This window comes from Ruegeria sp. HKCCA4008 (assembly GCF_013033125.1).
Taxonomy (GTDB): Bacteria; Pseudomonadota; Alphaproteobacteria; order Rhodobacterales; family Rhodobacteraceae; genus Ruegeria.
Map to the genome: position 1 here is coordinate 485,263 of NZ_WQDM01000001.1, position 18,435 is coordinate 503,697.

General features: G+C 60.0%; 22 protein-coding genes. 12 read left to right on the forward strand and 10 right to left on the reverse strand.

Going from position 1 to position 18,435, the window contains the following annotated elements; translation table 11 throughout:
• Genes GOW60_RS02415 through GOW60_RS02460 form a run of 9 tightly spaced genes read left to right on the forward strand, consistent with a single transcriptional unit; the run spans position 1 to position 7,983 of the window.
• Entirely contained in the window at positions 1-414 is a 414-nt protein-coding gene (locus GOW60_RS02415; protein WP_170343937.1) for a phage major tail protein, TP901-1 family, read from the forward strand.
• Between the two features lie 4 nt (positions 415-418).
• Positions 419-739: a gene transfer agent family protein gene (locus GOW60_RS02420; protein WP_152458312.1), complete on the forward strand. Its 321-nt coding sequence runs from the start codon at positions 419-421 to the stop codon at positions 737-739.
• Positions 736-945, forward strand: a complete 210-nt coding sequence (locus tag GOW60_RS02425; protein WP_152458311.1) for a rcc01693 family protein — start codon at positions 736-738, stop codon at positions 943-945. The genes GOW60_RS02420 and GOW60_RS02425 overlap by 4 nt, the downstream gene beginning before the upstream one ends.
• The gene (locus GOW60_RS02430) at positions 932-1,594 is read left to right on the forward strand and encodes a phage tail tape measure protein (RefSeq protein ID WP_171228103.1); all 663 of its coding nucleotides are present in this window, start codon (positions 932-934) and stop codon (positions 1,592-1,594) included. The genes GOW60_RS02425 and GOW60_RS02430 overlap by 14 nt, the downstream gene beginning before the upstream one ends.
• A 15-nt stretch (positions 1,595-1,609) precedes the next feature.
• A complete protein-coding gene (locus GOW60_RS02435; protein WP_152458309.1) occupies positions 1,610-2,242 on the forward strand; it encodes a DUF2460 domain-containing protein in 633 nt (210 codons plus the stop codon).
• Positions 2,242-3,129 carry a DUF2163 domain-containing protein gene (locus GOW60_RS02440; protein WP_171228104.1) on the forward strand — a complete coding sequence of 296 codons (888 nt, stop codon included), beginning with the start codon at positions 2,242-2,244 and terminating at the stop codon, positions 3,127-3,129. The genes GOW60_RS02435 and GOW60_RS02440 overlap by 1 nt, the downstream gene beginning before the upstream one ends.
• Entirely contained in the window at positions 3,126-3,572 is a 447-nt protein-coding gene (locus GOW60_RS02445; RefSeq protein WP_171228105.1) for an NlpC/P60 family protein, read from the forward strand. The genes GOW60_RS02440 and GOW60_RS02445 overlap by 4 nt, the downstream gene beginning before the upstream one ends.
• Complete coding sequence (locus GOW60_RS21075; protein WP_254443812.1) at positions 3,572-7,687, forward strand: glycoside hydrolase/phage tail family protein; 4,116 nt, start codon at positions 3,572-3,574, stop codon at positions 7,685-7,687. Before GOW60_RS02445 ends, GOW60_RS21075 begins: the two co-directional genes overlap by 1 nt.
• Positions 7,687-7,983 carry a hypothetical protein gene (locus tag GOW60_RS02460; protein ID WP_152458306.1) on the forward strand — a complete coding sequence of 99 codons (297 nt, stop codon included), beginning with the start codon at positions 7,687-7,689 and terminating at the stop codon, positions 7,981-7,983. The genes GOW60_RS21075 and GOW60_RS02460 overlap by 1 nt, the downstream gene beginning before the upstream one ends.
• Here GOW60_RS02460 and GOW60_RS02465 read toward each other — a convergent pair.
• Complete coding sequence (locus GOW60_RS02465; protein WP_171228355.1) at positions 7,964-8,302, reverse strand: TraR/DksA C4-type zinc finger protein; 339 nt, start codon at positions 8,300-8,302, stop codon at positions 7,964-7,966. The genes GOW60_RS02460 and GOW60_RS02465 overlap by 20 nt on opposite strands.
• 83 nt (positions 8,303-8,385) lie before the next feature.
• On the opposite strand from GOW60_RS02465, the gene cysE reads away from it, so the two are divergent.
• Positions 8,386-9,195, forward strand: a complete 810-nt coding sequence (gene cysE, locus GOW60_RS02470) for a serine O-acetyltransferase (protein WP_152458304.1) — start codon at positions 8,386-8,388, stop codon at positions 9,193-9,195.
• 4 nt (positions 9,196-9,199) lie between these two features.
• On the opposite strand, the gene GOW60_RS02475 is transcribed toward cysE, so the two are convergent.
• The 7 genes from GOW60_RS02475 to pgk all read right to left on the reverse strand — a co-directional run bounded on the left by GOW60_RS02475 (position 9,200) and on the right by pgk (position 15,523).
• A complete protein-coding gene (locus GOW60_RS02475; RefSeq protein ID WP_171228106.1) occupies positions 9,200-9,370 on the reverse strand; it encodes a hypothetical protein in 171 nt (56 codons plus the stop codon).
• Positions 9,371-9,596: 226 nt separating this feature from the next.
• Positions 9,597-10,910, reverse strand: coding sequence for a pyruvate dehydrogenase complex dihydrolipoamide acetyltransferase (locus GOW60_RS02480; protein ID WP_171228107.1), 1,314 nt, complete (start codon positions 10,908-10,910; stop codon positions 9,597-9,599).
• A gap of 14 nt (positions 10,911-10,924) precedes the next feature.
• Complete coding sequence (locus GOW60_RS02485; protein WP_171228108.1) at positions 10,925-12,301, reverse strand: pyruvate dehydrogenase complex E1 component subunit beta; 1,377 nt, start codon at positions 12,299-12,301, stop codon at positions 10,925-10,927.
• Between the two features lie 15 nt (positions 12,302-12,316).
• Entirely contained in the window at positions 12,317-13,306 is a 990-nt protein-coding gene (pdhA, locus tag GOW60_RS02490; RefSeq protein ID WP_171115415.1) for a pyruvate dehydrogenase (acetyl-transferring) E1 component subunit alpha, read from the reverse strand.
• Positions 13,307-13,476: 170 nt separating this feature from the next.
• A complete protein-coding gene (locus GOW60_RS02495; protein WP_171115419.1) occupies positions 13,477-13,776 on the reverse strand; it encodes a septum formation initiator family protein in 300 nt (99 codons plus the stop codon).
• A 140-nt stretch (positions 13,777-13,916) separates the two neighbouring features.
• On the reverse strand, positions 13,917-14,231 hold the full coding sequence (locus GOW60_RS02500; protein WP_171228109.1) for a lysozyme inhibitor LprI family protein: 315 nt from the start codon (positions 14,229-14,231) through the stop codon (positions 13,917-13,919).
• A 101-nt stretch (positions 14,232-14,332) separates the two neighbouring features.
• Complete coding sequence (pgk, locus tag GOW60_RS02505; protein ID WP_171228110.1) at positions 14,333-15,523, reverse strand: phosphoglycerate kinase; 1,191 nt, start codon at positions 15,521-15,523, stop codon at positions 14,333-14,335.
• 133 nt (positions 15,524-15,656) lie between these two features.
• Here pgk and GOW60_RS02510 point away from each other — a divergent pair, with 133 nt between their 5' ends.
• Both GOW60_RS02510 and GOW60_RS02515 read left to right on the forward strand, forming a co-directional pair.
• Entirely contained in the window at positions 15,657-16,163 is a 507-nt protein-coding gene (locus tag GOW60_RS02510) for a peptidylprolyl isomerase (RefSeq protein WP_152458298.1), read from the forward strand.
• A complete protein-coding gene (locus GOW60_RS02515; protein ID WP_152458297.1) occupies positions 16,156-16,713 on the forward strand; it encodes a peptidylprolyl isomerase in 558 nt (185 codons plus the stop codon). The genes GOW60_RS02510 and GOW60_RS02515 overlap by 8 nt, the downstream gene beginning before the upstream one ends.
• A 62-nt stretch (positions 16,714-16,775) precedes the next feature.
• On the opposite strand, the gene aqpZ is transcribed toward GOW60_RS02515, so the two are convergent.
• Both aqpZ and GOW60_RS02525 read right to left on the reverse strand, forming a co-directional pair.
• The gene (aqpZ, locus tag GOW60_RS02520) at positions 16,776-17,465 is read right to left on the reverse strand and encodes an aquaporin Z (protein ID WP_171228111.1); all 690 of its coding nucleotides are present in this window, start codon (positions 17,463-17,465) and stop codon (positions 16,776-16,778) included.
• Positions 17,466-17,578: 113 nt separating this feature from the next.
• Positions 17,579-18,388, reverse strand: coding sequence for a zinc-dependent peptidase (locus GOW60_RS02525; protein ID WP_171228112.1), 810 nt, complete (start codon positions 18,386-18,388; stop codon positions 17,579-17,581).
• Positions 18,389-18,435: the final 47 nt, after the last annotated feature.

The window sequence follows — 18,435 nt, forward strand, 5'->3', positions numbered from 1 at the left end:
ATGGCTGCCCAGAACGGAAAAGACCTGTTGGTCAAAATGGATATGAACGGTACCGGCCTGTTCCAGACCATCGCGGGGCTGCGGGCCACGCGCATAAGTTTCAATGCTGAAAGTGTGGATGTCACGAGTCTGGAAAGCCAGGGTGGATGGCGCGAGCTTTTGTCCGGGGCGGGGGTCAAATCGGCTTCGATCTCTGGCTCTGGCGTGTTCAAGGATGCTGGCACGGATGAACGCGCGCGGCAGTTGTTCTTTGATGGCGAAACTCCGGCCTTTCAGGTCATCATCCCTGATTTTGGGATTGTAGAAGGCCCGTTCCAGGTGACCAGTATCGAATATGCGGGCTCGCACAACGGTGAGGCGACCTATGAGATGAGCATGGCCAGTGCCGGTGCTCTGACCTTTACGGCGCTTTGATCCGATGGCCAATCCGTGGACAGGCGAGGTGGCGCTGACCATCGATGGCGAGCAGCGGGTGCTCAAACTGACGCTTGGTGCTTTGGCGGAGCTGGAGCAGGAGCTGAATGCTGGGTCGCTGGTTGAGCTGGTGCAGCGGTTTGAGGGCGGTGCGTATTCCAGTGCGGATGTTCTGGCGCTGATCGTTGCCGGTTTGCGGGGCGGTGGCTGGAACATTGCCCGGGCCGACCTGATGCATGCCGAGATCGAAGGCGGCCCCATGGCTGCCGCCAGAACCGCAGCCGAACTGTTGGCGCGCGCCTTCATGGTGCCGGAGGGCGCATGAGCGGGTTCGACTGGCCTGCCCTGATGCGGGCCGGATTTCTGGGGCTGCGACTGACACCGGATCAATTCTGGCGTCTGACCCCGGCAGAGCTGCGGCTGATGCTGGGGCAGGGTTCCGGAGCGCCCGCAATGAACCGGGCGGGGTTGGACGCTTTGCTGGCCGCCTATCCGGACAAGACACAAGGAGAGCGTGATGACAGATCGTGACGGGTTTGAGGACCTGCAAGAACGAGGCGAAGCGCTGGGCGATTCCCTCGGCGATGCTGCGACTATGGCGGCGGCGTTTGACAGCCAGATGAAGCGCATCAGCGCCGCATTTGAAGAGACCGGCAAGGATGTCGCCACGCTGGAGCGCGGCATGTCCAGTGGATTGCGCAAGGCCTTCGATGGTGTCGTTCTGGATGGGATGAGCCTTTCCGGTGCGTTGGATATCCTGAGGAACTCGTTGATCCAAACGGCTTATGCGGCTGCGATCAAGCCGGTGACGGACCACTTTGGCGGCATGCTGGCCAACACGGTCGGCGGGTTGGTGAAGGGAATTCTGCCCTTTGCCGATGGCGGCAGCTTCAGCCAGGGCCGGGTGATGCCCTTCGCCAATGGCGGTGTGGTCAGCGGCCCGACCATGTTTCCCATGCGCGGTGGCACCGGGCTGATGGGAGAAGCCGGGCCAGAGGCGATCATGCCGCTTGCGCGCGGGGCCGATGGCAAGCTGGGCGTGCGGACGCAGGGCGCCGGGCGTGCCGTGAATGTGGTGATGAACATTTCAACACCGGACGTGCAGGGGTTCCGCCGCTCTCAGGGGCAGATTGCGGCCCAGATGAGCCGCGCGCTGGGGCGCGGCAATCGCAACAGGTAAATCAGGGAGCAGCTGATGAATTTCCACGAGGTGAGATTTCCCGCCAGCCTGAGCTTTGGCTCGGTCGGGGGGCCGGAACGGCGCACGGACATCGTGACGCTGGCCAATGGTTTTGAAGAGCGCAACACGCCTTGGGCCCATTCGCGTCGCCGATATGATGCGGGGCTGGGGATGCGGTCGCTGGACGATATCGAGACACTGATTTCGTTCTTCGAAGCGCGGCAGGGTCAGATGTTCGGCTTTCGCTGGAAAGACTGGTCGGATTTCAAATCTGGCAAGGCCACGGCGGACATCAATTTCGGAGATCAGGTGATCGCCAAAGGCGACGGAACACGCACCGAGTTCCAGTTGATCAAGACCTACCAATCGGGCGGGGTAAGCTATGCGCGCCCCATCGTGAAACCGGTATTGGGGACGGTGCGTCTGGGGCTGGATCAGGATGAGGTCCGCGAGGGCGTGGATTTTGACGTTGATCTGACGACGGGCAGGGTCACGTTCGCGGACCCACCGCCGGAAGAGGTCGATATCACCGCGGGTTTTGAGTTTGATGTGCCGGTGCGTTTTGACACCGACAAAATCCAGACCAGTGTTGCCAGTTTCCAGGCCGGCGACGTACCGAACGTTCCAGTGGTCGAGGTGCGCATCTGATGGCTGAAGATATCAAGGGCCTGCACGCGCATCTGCAAAGCGGGTTGACAACGGTCTGCCGCTGTTGGGCGATCAAACGCACGGACGGGCAGGAATACGGTTTCACCGACCACGACACGGAGCTGAGTTTTGACGGGTTGACCTTCAAGGCCAGTACCGGCCTGACGGCCGCCGCCATCGAGCAGGCCACGGGCCTGTCCATCGACAACACGGAAGCGATGGGCGCCCTGTCTGACGCGGCCATTCGCGACGAGGATATCGAAGCGGGGCGTTTTGACGGGGCCGAAGTGCGCGCCTGGCTGGTAAATTGGGCAGATCTGGATCAGCGCGTCCTTCAGTTCCGTGGTTCAATCGGTGAGTTGCGCCGCTCTGGCGGCGCGTTCCATGCGGAATTGCGTGGCCTGACCGACTTGCTGAACCGCCCTTTGGGGCGCGTTTACCAAAAGCCTTGCACGGCTGTGTTGGGGGATCGGGCCTGCCGGTTCAACACCGACACGCCGGGGTATTGGTTCGACGGTGTGATCTCGGGTTTCGATGGCGGCACCCTTTTGCATGTTGCAGGAGGTCAGACCATTGAAGAAGGCTGGTTCGAACGGGGGCGCGTGGATGTTTTGTCCGGTTCTGCCAAGGGGTTGTGGTCTTCGATCAAGAACGACAGGCAGACGGCAACTGGGCGCGAGATCACGCTTTGGTCCGGTTTCGGGGCCGGCCTGGCGATCGGTGACAGTGTGAAACTGCGGGCAGGATGCGACAAGCGCATGGAAACCTGCCAGTTCAAGTTCAACAACTTTTTGAATTTTCAAGGGTTTCCAGATCTTCCGGGCGAAGACTGGGTCATGGCTGTTCCCAAGAAAAGCAAAGCCAATAGCGGAGGCAGCTTACGGTGACGATACGTAGAGAGGATATTGTGACAGAGGCGCGCAATTGGCTTGGAACGCCTTATGTGCATCAGGCCTCGGCCAAAGGCGCCGGTGCGGATTGTCTGGGCCTGTTGCGCGGCGTTTGGCGCGCCGTGATCGGGCGGGAACCTGAATCTGTTCCGGCCTACAGCATGGACTGGTCCGAACCGCAGGGTGAGGAACGGATGTGGGTGGCTGCCAGGCGGCATCTGGTCGAAAAACCAATAGGCAAGATGACTTCGGGGGATGTTCTGCTGTTTCGGATGCGCGACGCAAGCGTCGCCAAGCATCTGGGCATCGTCAGTACCACGCACCCCGAGCCCCGCTTTATTCACGCGTATTCCGGCCACGGTGTGGTGGAAAACGCACTGAGCAGGCCTTGGTACCGCCGTATCGTTTCCTGTTTCGAATTCCCGATGGAGATGCATTGATGGCCACTATTCTTCTTTCTGCAGCCGGGGCCGCGCTGGGCGGTTCGATCGGGGGCACGGTTGCGGGTCTATCAACCGCAATTATCGGTCGGGCCGTTGGTGCGACGGTCGGGCGGGTCCTTGATCAGAAGTTCTTTAACCAGTCCGTTATGGGCAGCGGCAGTGAAGTCGTTGAAACCGGCCGCATGGATCGGTTTCGGTTGACGGAAACCGGCGAAGGTGCGCCGGTGACCACCGTGTTTGGCCGTATGCGTGTGGGTGGTCAGGTCATTTGGGCTTCGGATTTTCTGGAGACCCAGACGACCACCACAGAGGGTGGCGGCGGCGGGGGCAAGGGGAAACCCAAGACCCCTGAAGTGACTACCATCACGTACAGTTACTCGATTTCGCTGGCGATTGCGGTCGGCGCCGGTGAGATTGCCGATGTCGCGCGGATTTGGGCGGATGGAGAAGAACAAGATCGATCCAGCCTCAACATGCGGGTTTACCATGGCACGTGGGATCAGTTGCCCGACCCTCTGATCGAGGCGATTGAAGGCGCTGGAACGGTTCCAGCATATCGCGGAACTGCCTATGTCGTGATCGAGGACTTCCCGCTCGGCGCTTTTGGCAACCGGGTGCCGCAGTTTTCATTTGAAGTTGTGCGCCCCACGCAGCGGGACATGCCCGATTATGGCAGTGCATTGCCTCAGATCGTGCGCGGGGTCGCTATGATACCGGGGACCGGAGAATACGCTCTGGCCAGCTCTCAGGTGAATTATTCACAATCTGGCAAGAGCTGGCCTGCAAACGCGCATTCCGCGTCCGGCACCTCGGATCTTGTCTCCTCGACCCGAGCGCTGGAAAGCGAGTTGCCCAATTGCGATGCCGCATCATTGGTGGTGTCGTGGTTCGGCGATGACCTGAGATGCGGACACTGCAAGATCCGGCCAAAGATCGAACAGCGTGAGAACGACAGCAGCGATATGCCCTGGATCGTATCTGATCAGGCCCGAAGCGACGCCGGGCTTGTGGTGCGACAGAACGGCCGCCCGTTCTATGGGGGGACTCCGGCCGATGCGGCCGTGGTCGAGGCGATCCGACATCTGAACCAATCCGGCAAACGGGTGATGTTTTACCCCTTCATCCTGATGGAGCAATTGCCGGGGAACGGGCTGCCTGATCCCTGGTCGGATGCATCAAGTCAGCCACACCTGCCATGGCGTGGGCGGATCACCCTGGATGTGGCGCCGGGGCGTCCGAGTTCCGTGGACCAGACGGCATCGGCCGATGCACAGGTCGCCGCGTTCTTTGGAACAGCACGTGCGCAAGATTTTGCAATCAACCAGGATACGAACGGATCGGGCGGCACCGGCGGTGGCTCGGGTGGTCTGGTCAGGCCCAGACCGGGTGGTAGGCCTGACGACAGAGGGGATACCGGTTTAACCTGGGTCTCCGGGGGCGGTACCTTTGGCGGGCTGCTGGGGGACAGCGGTGTCACGGCCAAAGAAATCATCACATATTCCGGCCCTCGGGAATGGGGCCTGCGGCGTTTCATTCTGCACTATGCCATGCTGTGCAAGGCTGCCGGCGGCGTTTCGTCGTTCTGCATCTCGTCCGAGATGCGTGGCCTGACGCAGATCAGGGGGGCTTCGGGCTTTCCGGCCGTTGCGCAGCTTCGCGCCTTGGCGGCCGAGGTGTGTCAGATTCTGGGGCCGGACACGAAAATCGGCTATGCAGCGGATTGGAGCGAGTATTTCGGATACCAGCCAAAGGGCACCATCGACAGGTATTTTCACCTCGACCCTCTTTGGGCGGACGACAACATCGATTTCATCGGCATCGACAACTACATGCCGTTGTCCGATTGGCGTGACGGTGAACATCATCTGGACGCCGAGGCCGGCGCGCCTTCGATTTACGACCTGGGGTATCTTCGCAGTAATATCGAAGGCGGTGAAGGGTATGACTGGTACTACGCCTCTCCGGAAGAGGCGGAAGCGCAGATCAGGACTCCGATCAAAGATCAGGGGTATGACGAGCCGTGGATCTGGAGATACAAGGACCTGCGCAACTGGTGGTCGAATTCGCATCACGAACGGATCGGAGGTATGCGTCAACCCAACCCGACCGATTGGGTGCCCGGATCGAAACCGATCTGGTTCACCGAGTTGGGGTGTGCGGCAATCGACAAGGGCACGAACCAGCCGAACAAATTCCTGGACCCGAAGTCATCGGAATCGTTGTTGCCCGCGTATTCAAACGGGCTGCGCGACGACTTCATTCAGGTTCAGTATCTGACGGCGATGCTTGGCTATTGGAGCGATCCGAAGGTCAATCCGATCTCGGACATCTATGGCGCGCCGATGCTGGACATGGCAAACGCGTATGTCTGGGCATGGGATACCCGTCCGTTTCCGACCTTTCCGAACCTGAAAAGCCAGTGGGACGATGGCGAGAACTATCCCAGAGGGCACTGGTTGAACGGTCGGTCCGGGTCTCGCACGTTGGCCTCCGTGGTGACCGAAATCTGCCACGGTGCGGGTGTCACGGATATAGACGTCTCTGGTCTGTACGGTGTGGTCCGCGGGTATGTCATCGAAGACGTGACGAACGCTCGTTCCGCCTTGCAGCCGCTGATGCTGCGCTATGGGTTTGATGCGATCGAAAGGGATGGAGTGTTGAAGTTCCAGATGCGCGACGGGTACGGCGCGGTTGCCTTGAACCCCGACCATCTGGCGATCAGCAGCGATCTTGAGGGCACGGTTGAACACCGGCGCGAGGCCGAGGCCGAAATGACCGGGCGCGTTCGTCTGCGCTTTGTTCAGTCGGACGCGGATCATGATGTCGTCGCGGAAGAGGCGGTTTTGCCCGATGATCGCACCCATTCCGTATCCGTGAATGAGATGCCTCTGTCCATGACCCGCACCGAAGGGCGGCAAACGGCCGAACGCTGGTTGAGCGAAGCCAGAGTTTCCCGTGATACGGTTCGGTTTGCGCTTCCGCCGTCTCAAATGCACCTGGGGGCAGGGGATCTGGTTCGTTTGACAGACGCTGAAACCGGGCCGGTGTACCGGATTGACCGGTTGGAATCCGCCGACTTGCAACTGGTTGAAGCGGTCCGGATCGAACAGGGCGTGTACAAAGCGTCCGAATTGAATGACGACCCGGCAACGGTCAAACCATATGCGGCGCCGGTCCCCGTGCTGCCGGTTTTTCTGGATCTGCCCTTGATCACTGGGGCCGAGGCCCCTCATGCGCCCTATCTGGCCGTTACCGGGGATCCATGGCCCGGGGTGGCAACGGTCTATTCCTCGTCCAGTGACGATGGCTATCGCCTGAGCGACGTCATTGCCCAGCGGGCAGTGGTCGGCGTGACCGAAACACCGCTGAGACGCGCCAGTGTCGGTGTCTGGGATGAGGGCCCTGCCCTGAAGGTCAAACTGCTTGCAGGTCAGTTGGAATCCCGCCCGCGCAGCTCGGTGATGAATGGCGTCAATCTGGCTGCAATCGGTGACGGAACACCCGGTAACTGGGAGGTTTTTCAGTTCGCTGACGCGGCGCTCGAGGCCCCGGATGTATACGCGTTGTCCGGGCGGCTCAGGGGTCAACTGGGAACAGACGCCTTGATGCCTGATGTCTGGCCGGACGGATCGGTATTCGTGCTGCTGAATGACAGGGTGCAACAGATCAGCCTGCTGCGAAACGAAAGGCGTCTTGCCAAACATTATCGCATTGGGCCTGCGACCCGCGGCTATGATGACCCGTCCTATCAACACCTGATTGCCTCGTTTGCAGGCAACGGATTGCGCCCCTACGCGCCTGTGCACATGCGGGTTCGGTCTGGTGCCGCCGGGGATGAGCTTACGTGGATCCGACGTGCCCGAACGGATGCGGATGACTGGTCGGGGCTGGAGATTTCCCTGGGCGAAGAAACCGAATCCTACCTGGTCCGTGTCGTTGCGGGTGGAACCGTTCTGCGTGAAGAACTGACATCCGAACCAAGGTGGACCTATTCGACGGCCATGAAAGCGGCGGATGGTCTGTCCGGGGGCTATGAGGTCGAAGTGGCCCAGGTATCTGCTGTATTCGGACCGGGTGCCTGGTCGCGTCTTGCGGTTGGGCAAGCTGCCTGATGCGGCCGGTTCTGCATGGAGATGTCAGTGCTGCGGCGCGCGCCTTGCTGGCCGTGCCGCAGCCGGACAGGGGGGCTTTGTGTGTGCGGATGATCCACGAGGCGGAATTGGCCGATAGGCATTTGGAGCGCACGGGCAAGCTCCACCCGGTTTACGGCAATGGTTCTCTCATGGCCGTTGCGCGAAACAGGGCCCTGGCCGATGAACCCGGGTTTGACGATCTGCAATATTGCCAGTGTTTTGAGATGGTTCTGCACCAGCTTGCGAGATTTCAGGCTAGCCGGACGCGCAGCTGACGCATTTGCTGGCGGCCAGATCCAGAGTCAGCCGCCCATCCGGAATCCGCTCGCCGCAGTCTTCGCAATATCCGAACTCGCCGGCTTCAAGCCGGTCCAACGCGGCCAGAAGCCGGCGTGTTTCCACATCGCGATTGGCCTGCTGTGCCTTGGCCATGGCCTGATTTTGCAGCGCATCCATGCGGCTCAGCCGTCCAACGGCCTGTTGATCCAGCTCGACAACGGCCTGGGCCTGCTGCCCCGACGCTGACATCTGCTGCAATTCCGCCAATCGCTCGCGAATTCGTGTTTCGAAATGGGTGCGCTCTGACTCATTCATTTTCGTTACATGACCGATCATGGGTTTGCGTTTGGTCTTTTTGCCACTAAATGGCATTCTAGGCGCAGCAAAGGATCAAAGCCATGTTCGAAAAGCGCAGCCATGTGACACCGGTTGATCCGGTCTGGACCCGTATCACATCCGAGGCCCATGCGGCCGTCGAGAAAGAGCCCCTCATGGGGGGGCTCGTGCACGCCTGTATCCTGCATCACCGCAGCCTTGAACGCGCGCTTTCATATCGGGTGGCGGCGAAGCTGTGCTCGAACGAAATGTCGATGATGGTTCTGCGTGAAATCGTGGATGAGGCATATGCCGACGATCCGGGTTTGCTCGAAGCTGCTCGGGCGGACCTTATGGCCGTTTACGAACGTGACCCGGCCTGTCATCGGCTGTTGCAGCCGATCCTGTATTTCAAAGGGTACCAGGCCATGCAGGCATATCGCGTGGCCCATTGGTTGTGGCGCAAGGGGCGCTATGATCTGGCCTATTTCTTCCAGATGCGTTCGTCCGAGATTTTCGGGATCGACATTCACCCGGCAGCCAAAATCGGCAAGGGCATCATGATCGACCATGCCCATTCCATCGTGATTGGCGAGACGGCAGTGGTGGGCGACAACGTGTCGATGCTGCACTCGGTGACGCTGGGCGGAACCGGCAAGGAAGAAGAAGACCGTCATCCAAAAATCGGAGACGGTGTTCTGATCGGGGCCGGGGCCAAGGTGCTGGGCAATATCACCATTGGCCATTGCAGCCGCATCGCTGCCGGTTCGGTGGTGCTGCAAGAGGTGCCGCCCTGCAAGACGGTCGCCGGTATCCCCGCCAAAATCGTGGGGGAAGCCGGGTGCGACCAGCCTTCGATCTCGATGGATCATATGCTGGGCAAGGATCAGTAACAGTTCAGCGAGAGCGGTTGGCGCGTTTGTCCAACCGCTTGCGCAGCCGTTCTTCCCTTTTTTGTTTGCGAAGCTCCTGCCGTCTGTCCTGTACGGCTTTGTGCCGGGCAATCGCGGCCGGATCGTTTGGCTTGAACTTTGAATGCTCACCCGGATAGCCGTTGGGCTTTGCCATGGCACATTCAGGTGCCGTGGCTGCGGGTATCGCCAAAACACTCAGGCTGAGAATGAGATTTCTTGAGAGCATCGCGCACCTGCCTTCCGTCTGCTTCTAAAAGAAGGAAGTGGGGCGTTTGGATAGATCGGGCAATCGGTGCCCCGATCACGCAAGTTCAACTCAGTGAAAACACTTGAGGCTGCCCGCGCTCCGGGTGTCCGGGGCACGGGCATAATTCGGGTCGTCAGGCCAGCATGACCATCGGGTTTTCCAGGTTGTCGACAATAGCCTTGAGCAGTTCTGCCCCCAGCGCGCCGTCGATGACGCGGTGATCGACGGACATGGTAACAGACATTACGGTCGCCACCGTCAGTTCTCCATCATCCCCGACAACGGGTTTTTTCACGCCGGTACCCACCGCCAGAATACCGGCATGAGGCGGGTTCACGATGGCGTCGAAATTGTCGATGCCGAACATGCCGAGGTTCGAGATGGCAAACGTGCCACCCTGATACTCGTGCGGTGCCAACTTGCGCTCGCGGGCACGGGCGGCGAGATCCTTCATCTCGGTCGAAAGCGCCGACAGAGATTTCATGTCGGCGTCCTGAAGAACCGGGGTGAACAACCCGCCCTCGATCGCGACCGCTACGGCCACGTCCGACGGCTTGAGTTGCAGCACGCGGTCGCCCGCCCAGACGGCGTTGCAGGCTGGAACCTGCTGAAGCGCGTTGGCGACGGCCTTGATGATGAAGTCGTTGACGCTCAATTTCACGCCACGGCCTTCCAACTGCTTGTTCAACTGGCTGCGGAACTTCAGCAGCGCATCCAGCTTGATGTCGCGGCGCAGATAGAAATGCGGGATGGTCTGTTTGGCCTCGCCCAGACGCGCAGCGATGGTTTTCCGCATGCCGTCGAGCTGAATTTCTTCATACTCGCGGCCCTCATACATCCGCGCGACCATATCAGCGGACGGTCCAGAGGCCGCCGCCGGTGCGGTCGCAGGCGCGGCCGCCGCAGCTGCCGGGGCAGGGGGCGTCGCAGTGGCCGTCGCGCCCTCGACATCCGCCTTGACGATGCGGCCATGCGGGCCAGAGCCTGTGATCTGAGCCAGATCGAGGCCTTTCTGCGCAGCGATCCGTCGGGCCAGAGGGGAAGCAAAGATGCGACCGCCATCCGCCTTGACCGGAGCGGCGGGCGCAGGGGCAGGGGCGGGCGCCTCGGACGCCGCAGGGGCGGCGGCCTCGTTGCCCGCGTCGGCTGCGGGGGCAGCCTCCGGGGTCTTGGCCGGGGCCGCGGCGATGTCATCGGCGCTTTCGCCATCTTCCAGCAAAATCGCGATGGCGGTGTTGACCTTGACCCCTTCGGTGCCTTCGGGGATCAGAATTTTGCCAACGATGCCTTCATCGACGGCTTCGAACTCCATCGTGGCCTTGTCGGTTTCGATCTCGGCCAGCAAATCGCCGGAGGAGACGGTGTCGCCTTCCTTGACCAGCCATTTGGCGAGCGTGCCTTCCTCCATGGTCGGTGAAAGGGCGGGCATCAGAATTTCGGTGGGCATCTGTCTGTCGCTCCTTACCGGTAAGTCACTTGTTTGACGGCTTCGATCACCTCGTCCGTAGTGATCAAGGCCAGCTTTTCGAGGTTCGCGGCGTAGGGCATCGGAACATCCTTGCCGGTGCAGTTGATGACCGGCGCGTCGAGATAGTCGAATGCTTCCTGCATCACGACGGATGAGATGTAGCTGCCGACCGAACCTTGCGGCCAGCCTTCTTCCACAGTCACCAGACGGTTGGTCTTCATCACCGAGTTGATGATCGCGCCGGTATCCATCGGGCGGATGGTGCGCAGATCGATGACCTCGGCGCTGATGCCCTCTTCGGCCAGCCTGTCGGCGGCTTCCAGCGCGTATTGCATGCCGATACCGAAGCTGACGATGGTCACGTCCGAGCCTTCGCGCCAGATGCGGGCCTTGCCCAGCGGCACGGTCAGGTCATCGACCTGCGGCATGTCGAAAGTGCGACCGTAGAGGATTTCGTTTTCCAGAAAGATCACCGGGTTGGGGTCGCGGATGGCCGATTTCAGCAGGCCCTTGGCGTCGGCTGCGGAATAGGGCATCACCACCTTCAGGCCGGGGATCTGCATGTACCAAGCGGCATAGTCCTGGCTATGCTGGGCTGCCACGCGCGCGGCGGCGCCGTTGGGGCCGCGGAACACGATCGGACACCCCATCTGACCGCCGGACATGTACAGCGTCTTGGCGGCCGAGTTGATGATCTGGTCGATCGCTTGCATCGCGAAGTTGAACGTCATGAACTCGACGATCGGCTTCAGCCCGCCAAAGGCCGACCCCACGGCGATGCCGGCAAAGCCGTGCTCGGTGATCGGTGTGTCGATCACGCGCTTGGGGCCGAATTCGTCCAGCAGACCCTGGGAAATCTTGTATGCGCCCTGATATTCCGCGACTTCCTCGCCCATCAGATAGACGTCTTCGTCGTTGCGCATTTCTTCGGCCATCGCGTCACGCAGAGCTTCGCGAACGGTTTCGGATTTCATCTCGGCATCTGCCGGCCAGTCGGGCGACAGGTCGACCACCGGCGCAGCGGGGGCCGCAGCAGCAGTAGGAGCGGGGGCCTCGACCGCCGCCAGCGCGGCTTCGGCCACCGCTGCGGCTGCCGGTGCAGCCGCGGTCACGGCCGAGGCGTCTTCGCCTTCCTCGACCAAAACCGCAATCGGGGTGTTCACTTTGACCCCTTCGGTGCCTTCAGCGATCAGGATCTTGCCGACGATGCCCTCGTCGACAGCTTCAAATTCCATTGTCGCCTTGTCGGTCTCGATTTCGGCCAGAATGTCACCGCTGGATACGGTGTCGCCTTCCTTGACCAGCCATTTGGCCAGCGTGCCCTCTTCCATCGTGGGCGAAAGGGCGGGCATGAGAATTTCGGTTGCCATGTCTTATTCGTCCTCTCAGGCGTAAATGTCGGTCCAGAGCTCTTCAACGGCGGGCTCGGGGCTTTCTTTCGAGAATTCGGCGGCTTGGTTCACGATCTCTTTGATTTCCTTGTCGATCGCCTTCAGGTCATCCTCGGTCGCGTGTTTGCCGGTCAGCAGCAGCTCGCGCACATGTTCGATCGGGTCGCTTTGTTCGCGGACTTTCTGAACCTCTTCGCGGGTGCGGTACTTGGCCGGGTCAGACATCGAGTGGCCGCGATAGCGGTAGGTCTTGACCTCAAGAATGTAAGGGCCCTTGCCGGCGCGGCAGTGGGCAACGGCCTTTTCACCAGCGGCTTTGACGGCCAGCACATCCATTCCGTTCACGATCTCGCCGGGGATGCCGAAGGCTTCGCCGCGCACATAGATATCGGGTGACGAGGTCGAACGCGCCTGCGCTGTGCCCATGGCGTATTGGTTGTTCTCGATCACGAAAACCACGGGAAGATCCCACAGGGCGGCCATGTTGAAGGTCTCATAGACCTGACCCTGGTTTGCGGCACCGTCGCCGAAATAGGTAAAGGTCACGCCGCCATTTTCCTTGTACTTGTCGGCAAAGGCCAGTCCTGCACCCAAAGGCACCTGCGCGCCGACGATGCCATGGCCCCCATAGAAGTGCTTTTCTTTCGAGAACATGTGCATCGAACCGCCCTTGCCCTTGGACAGGCCGCCTTCGCGCCCGGTCAGTTCGGCCATCACGCCGCCCGGATCCATGCCACAGGCCAGCATATGGCCGTGGTCACGATACGATGTGATCCGCTTGTCGCCGTCCTGTGCTGCCGCTTCGAGCCCGACAACAACCGCCTCTTGACCGATGTATAGGTGGCAGAACCCGCCGATCAGACCCATGCCATAAAGCTGGCCCGCCTTTTCTTCGAATCGACGGATCAGAAGCATCTCGCGGTAGTATGTCTTGAGTTCTTCCGCAGAAACATTTGGTTTCTTTGTGGTTTTTCGCGCAGCCATAGTGGCGATCTCCCCCTTTCGGCAAGATAGTTTAGCGTTAAACTATCTCATAAAGCATTTGTGGCTTTCTGGCGAGGGGAAATGTGACGCAGCGTCCGCGCGGGCGTGGCGCAGCCGACAGGCAAAGCGGTGCGACGATGGTCCGAAGGCGTCCGGCAGCCTAAAAAGGATCAGCGGATCACGATCTCATCCGCCCGGATCATGCCAAGAACCGAACGCGCCTGCTGATCGAGCAGGTCAAGATCCAGATAGGTGTCGGACAGGCGCCGAGTCAGGTTTTCCAATTCGGCGATTTGGGCATTCAGCTTTTCCAGGTCCTGTGACAGGGCGTCCCGTTCCGCAGCAATTTCGACCCGCCGAAACAGGCCATAGTCACCTTGTACGGCGGCAAAGGTGAAATACACACCAAGCATGAAAGCCACCGAGAAGAAGATGATTGAGCCCAAACCGGGCCGATGGGAACGGGACACTCTGTTTACCGCCGTATGAAAACTAGCCTCAAAAACGTGCCCTTTGCGAGCATCTGGACACACTATGTCACAGGTGATTCGGGTTGTGAATCCCCTGTTTCGATTTTTTCATCTGTAATTTAAGCGCGTCCTGATCCGCGTCAGCGCCATGATTCCAGCGCCTGATTTCGCGCGACGGTTTGTTCTTTCATGCAGGTCCAGTAGAACATCGGCGCAGCGCTGCCGCCGCCCGACAATTCCTTGTCGCAGGTTGCGTCTCGGGCCTTCAGCCAGGCGCGTTGTTCGGTCAGAAGGGCATCACCGTCGCCGCGTGCATCGGCTGCGGGTTTGATCTGTGCCCACAGCCGGTTGAGTTCGCGATCTGCGGCCTCCCATTGTTCCTTGGCGCAGAAATTGGCGTCAAGCTGGGTTTGGCCGCTGCAACTGGATTGAGCAGCGGCAGAGCAGGGCAGCATTATTAGGACAAGAAGGTAAATTGGCTTCACGGCAATATCCCCCGTTCAAAAGGGGATACTACCATGGACCATGTCAGGCGATCAAAGGCGGCAAGTGGTGCTTACTGATCCAGAGCTGCGACACCGGGCAGCGTTTTGCCTTCCATCCATTCCAGAAACGCGCCACCCGCGGTCGAGATATAGGTGAAGTCCTTGGCGGCAACCGAGGCGTTCAGGGCAGCAACCGTGTCTCCACCTCCGGCGACCGAGATCAGCTGGCCCGAACGGCTGAGCGCGGCCGCCTTCAAGGCAGCGGCATTGGTGGCGGCGTCGAACGGTTCCAGTTCGAATGCGCCCAGCGGTCCGTTCCAGATCAGGGTTTTGCTTTTTTCGAATATCTCGATGATCGCGGCCACGCTTTCGGGGCCAGCGTCCAGGATCATGCCATCGTCGGGGCATTGATCCGCGGGCAAAACCTGATGAGTGGCATTGGCTTCAAACGTTTCGGCAACCACGACGTCACGTGGCAGAACGATCTGACAGCCGGTGCTTTCGGCTTTGGTCAGAATTTCGGCTGCGGTGTCTTTCATCGCCGTTTCGGCCAGCGATTTTCCGACATTGACACCTTGCGCGACAAGGAACGTATTGGCCATGCCGCCACCGATCACCAGATAATCTACCTTGTCGATCAGATTGCCCAGCAATTCCAGCTTGGTCGAAACCTTGGCCCCGCCCACAACCGCTGTTACGGGGCGTTCGGGCGCGCCCAACGCGCTTTCCAGTGCCTGCAACTCGGCCTGCATCAAACGACCGGCACAGGCGGGCAGCAGGCGCGCGATGGCCTCGGTCGAGCTGTGGGCCCGGTGCGCCGCTGAAAACGCGTCGTTGCAGTACACGTCACCCAGCCTGGCCATACCTGCGGCCAGATCGGCATCGTTCTTGGTTTCCGCAGCGTGAAAACGCGTGTTCTCAAGTAACAGCACCTGGCCGGGCTGCAACGCCTGCGCCGCCAGTTCGGCCTCGGTTCCGACACAGTCGGCGGCAAACAGGACTTTGGTGCCAAAAGCGCTTTCGAGGGTCGGAACCAGTTGCTTGAGCGACAGGTTCTCGCGCCGCTCGCCTCCGGGGCGACCGAAATGGGCCAGAAGGATCGGTTTGCCGCCAGCGGCCAGAATGTCGCGCACCGTCGGCACGATTCTCTGGATGCGGGTGGCGTCGGTCACGACACCGTCAACCACGGGCACGTTGATATCCACACGCACAAGTACGCGTTTGCCGTTCAGGTCCATATCGTCCAGTGTTTTCCAGCCCATTGTGCGATCCTTGTCATTGGCAAATCATTTAGGCGGTTCTTTTCCTGCAATTTGCCCTCAGGTCAATGCGTCACTTGGCATTCGTACGCGTGCGTCATAGGTATTTGCGCAAGATAAACGACAGGAGGGCCTCATGGCCGAGATCAAGGATCCCGAAAACACGATCATCATCGAGCTGAAAGACGGCAATGTCGTCATCGAGCTGCTGCCGGATGTGGCGCCTTTGCACAGCGCGCGGATGAAAGAACTGGCCCGCAGCGGAGAATACGACAACGTGGCCTTTCACCGAGTGATCGACGGCTTCATGGCCCAAACCGGTGACGTGCAGCATGGCGACATGGAAGATGGGTTCAACCTGCGTATGGCGGGGACCGGCGGTTCGTCGCTGCCGAACGTACCGGCAGAGTTCTCCAAGCTGCCCCATGATCGCGGTACGCTGGGCGCGGCCCGGTCGCAGAACCCGGATTCGGCCAACTCTCAGTTCTTCATCAACTTCAAGGACAACCACTTCCTGAACGGTCAATACACCGTTTACGGCCGTGTCATCGAAGGCATGGAGCATGTGGACGCGATCGTTCGTGGCGAGCCGCCTGCAAACCCCGACCGCATGATCAGCGTCAAGGTGGCCGCAGATGTATAAGCTTGCCGCCACCTTTGCCTTGCTGGCAAGCCCGGCGCTGGCCAGCGGTTTGCAGATCGAGGTCGAAGGGGAAGGGGCCAATGGCACGATCTCCATCGATCTGTTCGAAGATGTCGCGCCGAAGCACGTGGAACAGATCACGGTACTGGCTGCGGACGGCAAGTATGATGGTGTGGTGTTCCACCGCGTGATCGAAGGTTTCATGGCCCAGACCGGCGATGTTCAATACGGCAATTCCACCGCGAACGGCTTTGACATGCGGTATGCCGGGCGTGGTGGGTCAGACCGCCCGGATCTGCCGGCTGAGTTTTCTGATCTGACCTTTGATCGTGGCGTGGTCGGCATGGCCCGGTCGCAAAACCCGGATTCAGCCAATTCGCAGTTCTTTATCATGTTCGAACCCGGCCCGTTTCTGGATGGCCAGTACACCGTGGTCGGTCAGGTGACCGACGGGATGGACGTGGTGGATGCAATCAAACGGGGGCATTCCCAGACCGGAGCGGTTACGGGACAGCCCGACGTGATGAAAAAAGTCACCGTCACCGAATGAACCGAAACAGCCCGGCGTTCCAAAGAGCGCCGGGCTGTTCCTTATGGTCGATTGAACGAAACTCAATCGTCTTGTGACATCGCTTTCCAGATGACAGCACCGATCGCGCCGCCGATCAGCGGGGCCACCCAGAACAGCCACAGCTGTGACAGGGCAGGGCCGTCGGCAAACAGGGCGACGCCTGTGGACCGGGCCGGGTTGACCGAAGTGTTGGTGACCGGAATTGATACCAGGTGGATCAGGGTCAAGGCCAGACCAATTGCGATGGGGGCGAAACCAGCCGGCGCCTTGTCCGAGGTTGCGCCCAGAATGATCAGAATGAAGAAAGCGGTCATCACGATCTCGATTACCAGAGCGGACATCAGAGAGTACCCGCCGGGTGAGGCCTCACCATATCCGTTGGACGCAAATCCCCCGACGCCGGCGAACTCGGGCGCACCGCTGACGATCAGATACAGAACCACTGCGGCGGCGATGGCGCCGATGACCTGAGCGATCCAGTAGGGCAGCAGATCCTTTGACGGAAACCGCCCGCCGATCATTAGGCCCAGGCTGACCGCCGGATTGAAGTGCCCGCCCGAGATATGGCCAACCGTGTAAGCCATTGTCAGAACCGTCAGGCCGAAGGCGAAGGAAACGCCAAGCCACCCAATGCCGACATCTGCAACGCCCGCTGCCAATACGGCACTGCCGCAACCTCCGAGAACCAGCCAGAAGGTACCGAAGAACTCGGCCAGTAGTTTTGATGACATGAAATTTCCTCCACAATGCAATGAGCTTAAGTGTAGTTCATAAATTAACTTTTGTTAAATTGTGCAGAACGGGGAATTTTTCCGGCACCCTCGCACCAGGGGTCGAAAAGCCCTTAGTGCCATTGAGAAGGGTCCAGGTGAAACAGCTTGGACAGTTGCTTGTAAACCTCCGGGTCCGACCTGCGCAGGGCCTTTGGTCGCTCAAAGAACACTTCAACCGAAACGGCGAAAAACTCCTCGTGCCCTTCCGCGCCATAGGGGTCGATTACGCTTGGCTGCCCGGATTCAACGGCGCGGACATGCGCGTCATAGGCTGTCAGGAATGCGGATTCCCATTCTGAAAAGCTTTGGTCGTCGCTAAGTACGGGCACTCCGTTGGCCGACCCTGTCAGATCGTCGATCTGGTGGGCAAATTCGTGAAACACAACGTTTTGGCCATCATGATCGTTCATGGCGCCGCGCTGACTATGCGCCCAGGACAGGATCACCGGGCCGCGGTTCCAGCTTTCCCCTGTGCGCACGATTTCCTTCTCGGTGACGACATAGCCGCTGTGCCGGCTCTGCCTGGATTTGAATGCGCTGGGATAGATCAGGATGGTGGTCAGATTGTCATACCAGAGATCGGTATTCACAACCAGCAGACAGGCTTGCGCGGCGATGGAAAGTTGCATGTCTTCGGTAACGTCCAAGCCGTCACACCCAATGAATTCAACCTGATCCAAGAACAAGTTGATCTTGCCCTCCAGCTTTGCGCGCAGGCCTTGCGGCAGTTTCCGCAAGATCGGGACCTGAGCGTCGACAAGCTGCCGTTGTTTGTCGGTCAACGGCGCGGCCAACAGGGCGTGGCGCGCCTGTCGTTTGGACCAGAAGTAAAAGGCCAAACCTGCGGCGATCACCGCAATAAGTGTCAGAAAAATCAACATGGCCCGACCCTAACGTGATCCCGGCGGGATCAAAACAAGTTTCCCGG

What these genes read in the sequence shown, in the direction of transcription:
- GOW60_RS02415 (WP_170343937.1), top strand. Translation starts at nt 1, where the DNA reads ATGGCTGCCCAGAACGGAAAAGACCTGTTGGTCAAAATGGATATGAAC.
- GOW60_RS02420 (WP_152458312.1), top strand. Translation starts at nt 419, where the DNA reads ATGGCCAATCCGTGGACAGGCGAGGTGGCGCTGACCATCGATGGCGAG.
- GOW60_RS02425 (WP_152458311.1), top strand. Translation starts at nt 736, where the DNA reads ATGAGCGGGTTCGACTGGCCTGCCCTGATGCGGGCCGGATTTCTGGGG.
- GOW60_RS02430 (WP_171228103.1), top strand. Translation starts at nt 932, where the DNA reads ATGACAGATCGTGACGGGTTTGAGGACCTGCAAGAACGAGGCGAAGCG.
- GOW60_RS02435 (WP_152458309.1), top strand. Translation starts at nt 1,610, where the DNA reads ATGAATTTCCACGAGGTGAGATTTCCCGCCAGCCTGAGCTTTGGCTCG.
- GOW60_RS02440 (WP_171228104.1), top strand. Translation starts at nt 2,242, where the DNA reads ATGGCTGAAGATATCAAGGGCCTGCACGCGCATCTGCAAAGCGGGTTG.
- GOW60_RS21075 (WP_254443812.1), top strand. Translation starts at nt 3,572, where the DNA reads ATGGCCACTATTCTTCTTTCTGCAGCCGGGGCCGCGCTGGGCGGTTCG.
- GOW60_RS02460 (WP_152458306.1), top strand. Translation starts at nt 7,687, where the DNA reads ATGCGGCCGGTTCTGCATGGAGATGTCAGTGCTGCGGCGCGCGCCTTG.
- GOW60_RS02465 (WP_171228355.1), bottom strand. Translation starts at nt 8,302, where the DNA reads ATGAATGAGTCAGAGCGCACCCATTTCGAAACACGAATTCGCGAGCGA.
- cysE (WP_152458304.1), top strand. Translation starts at nt 8,386, where the DNA reads ATGTTCGAAAAGCGCAGCCATGTGACACCGGTTGATCCGGTCTGGACC.
- GOW60_RS02475 (WP_171228106.1), bottom strand. Translation starts at nt 9,370, where the DNA reads ATGGCAAAGCCCAACGGCTATCCGGGTGAGCATTCAAAGTTCAAGCCA.
- GOW60_RS02480 (WP_171228107.1), bottom strand. Translation starts at nt 10,910, where the DNA reads ATGCCCACCGAAATTCTGATGCCCGCCCTTTCACCGACCATGGAGGAA.
- GOW60_RS02485 (WP_171228108.1), bottom strand. Translation starts at nt 12,301, where the DNA reads ATGGCAACCGAAATTCTCATGCCCGCCCTTTCGCCCACGATGGAAGAG.
- pdhA (WP_171115415.1), bottom strand. Translation starts at nt 13,306, where the DNA reads ATGGCTGCGCGAAAAACCACAAAGAAACCAAATGTTTCTGCGGAAGAA.
- GOW60_RS02500 (WP_171228109.1), bottom strand. Translation starts at nt 14,231, where the DNA reads ATGCTGCCCTGCTCTGCCGCTGCTCAATCCAGTTGCAGCGGCCAAACC.
- pgk (WP_171228110.1), bottom strand. Translation starts at nt 15,523, where the DNA reads ATGGGCTGGAAAACACTGGACGATATGGACCTGAACGGCAAACGCGTA.
- GOW60_RS02510 (WP_152458298.1), top strand. Translation starts at nt 15,657, where the DNA reads ATGGCCGAGATCAAGGATCCCGAAAACACGATCATCATCGAGCTGAAA.
- GOW60_RS02515 (WP_152458297.1), top strand. Translation starts at nt 16,156, where the DNA reads ATGTATAAGCTTGCCGCCACCTTTGCCTTGCTGGCAAGCCCGGCGCTG.
- aqpZ (WP_171228111.1), bottom strand. Translation starts at nt 17,465, where the DNA reads ATGTCATCAAAACTACTGGCCGAGTTCTTCGGTACCTTCTGGCTGGTT.
- GOW60_RS02525 (WP_171228112.1), bottom strand. Translation starts at nt 18,388, where the DNA reads ATGTTGATTTTTCTGACACTTATTGCGGTGATCGCCGCAGGTTTGGCC.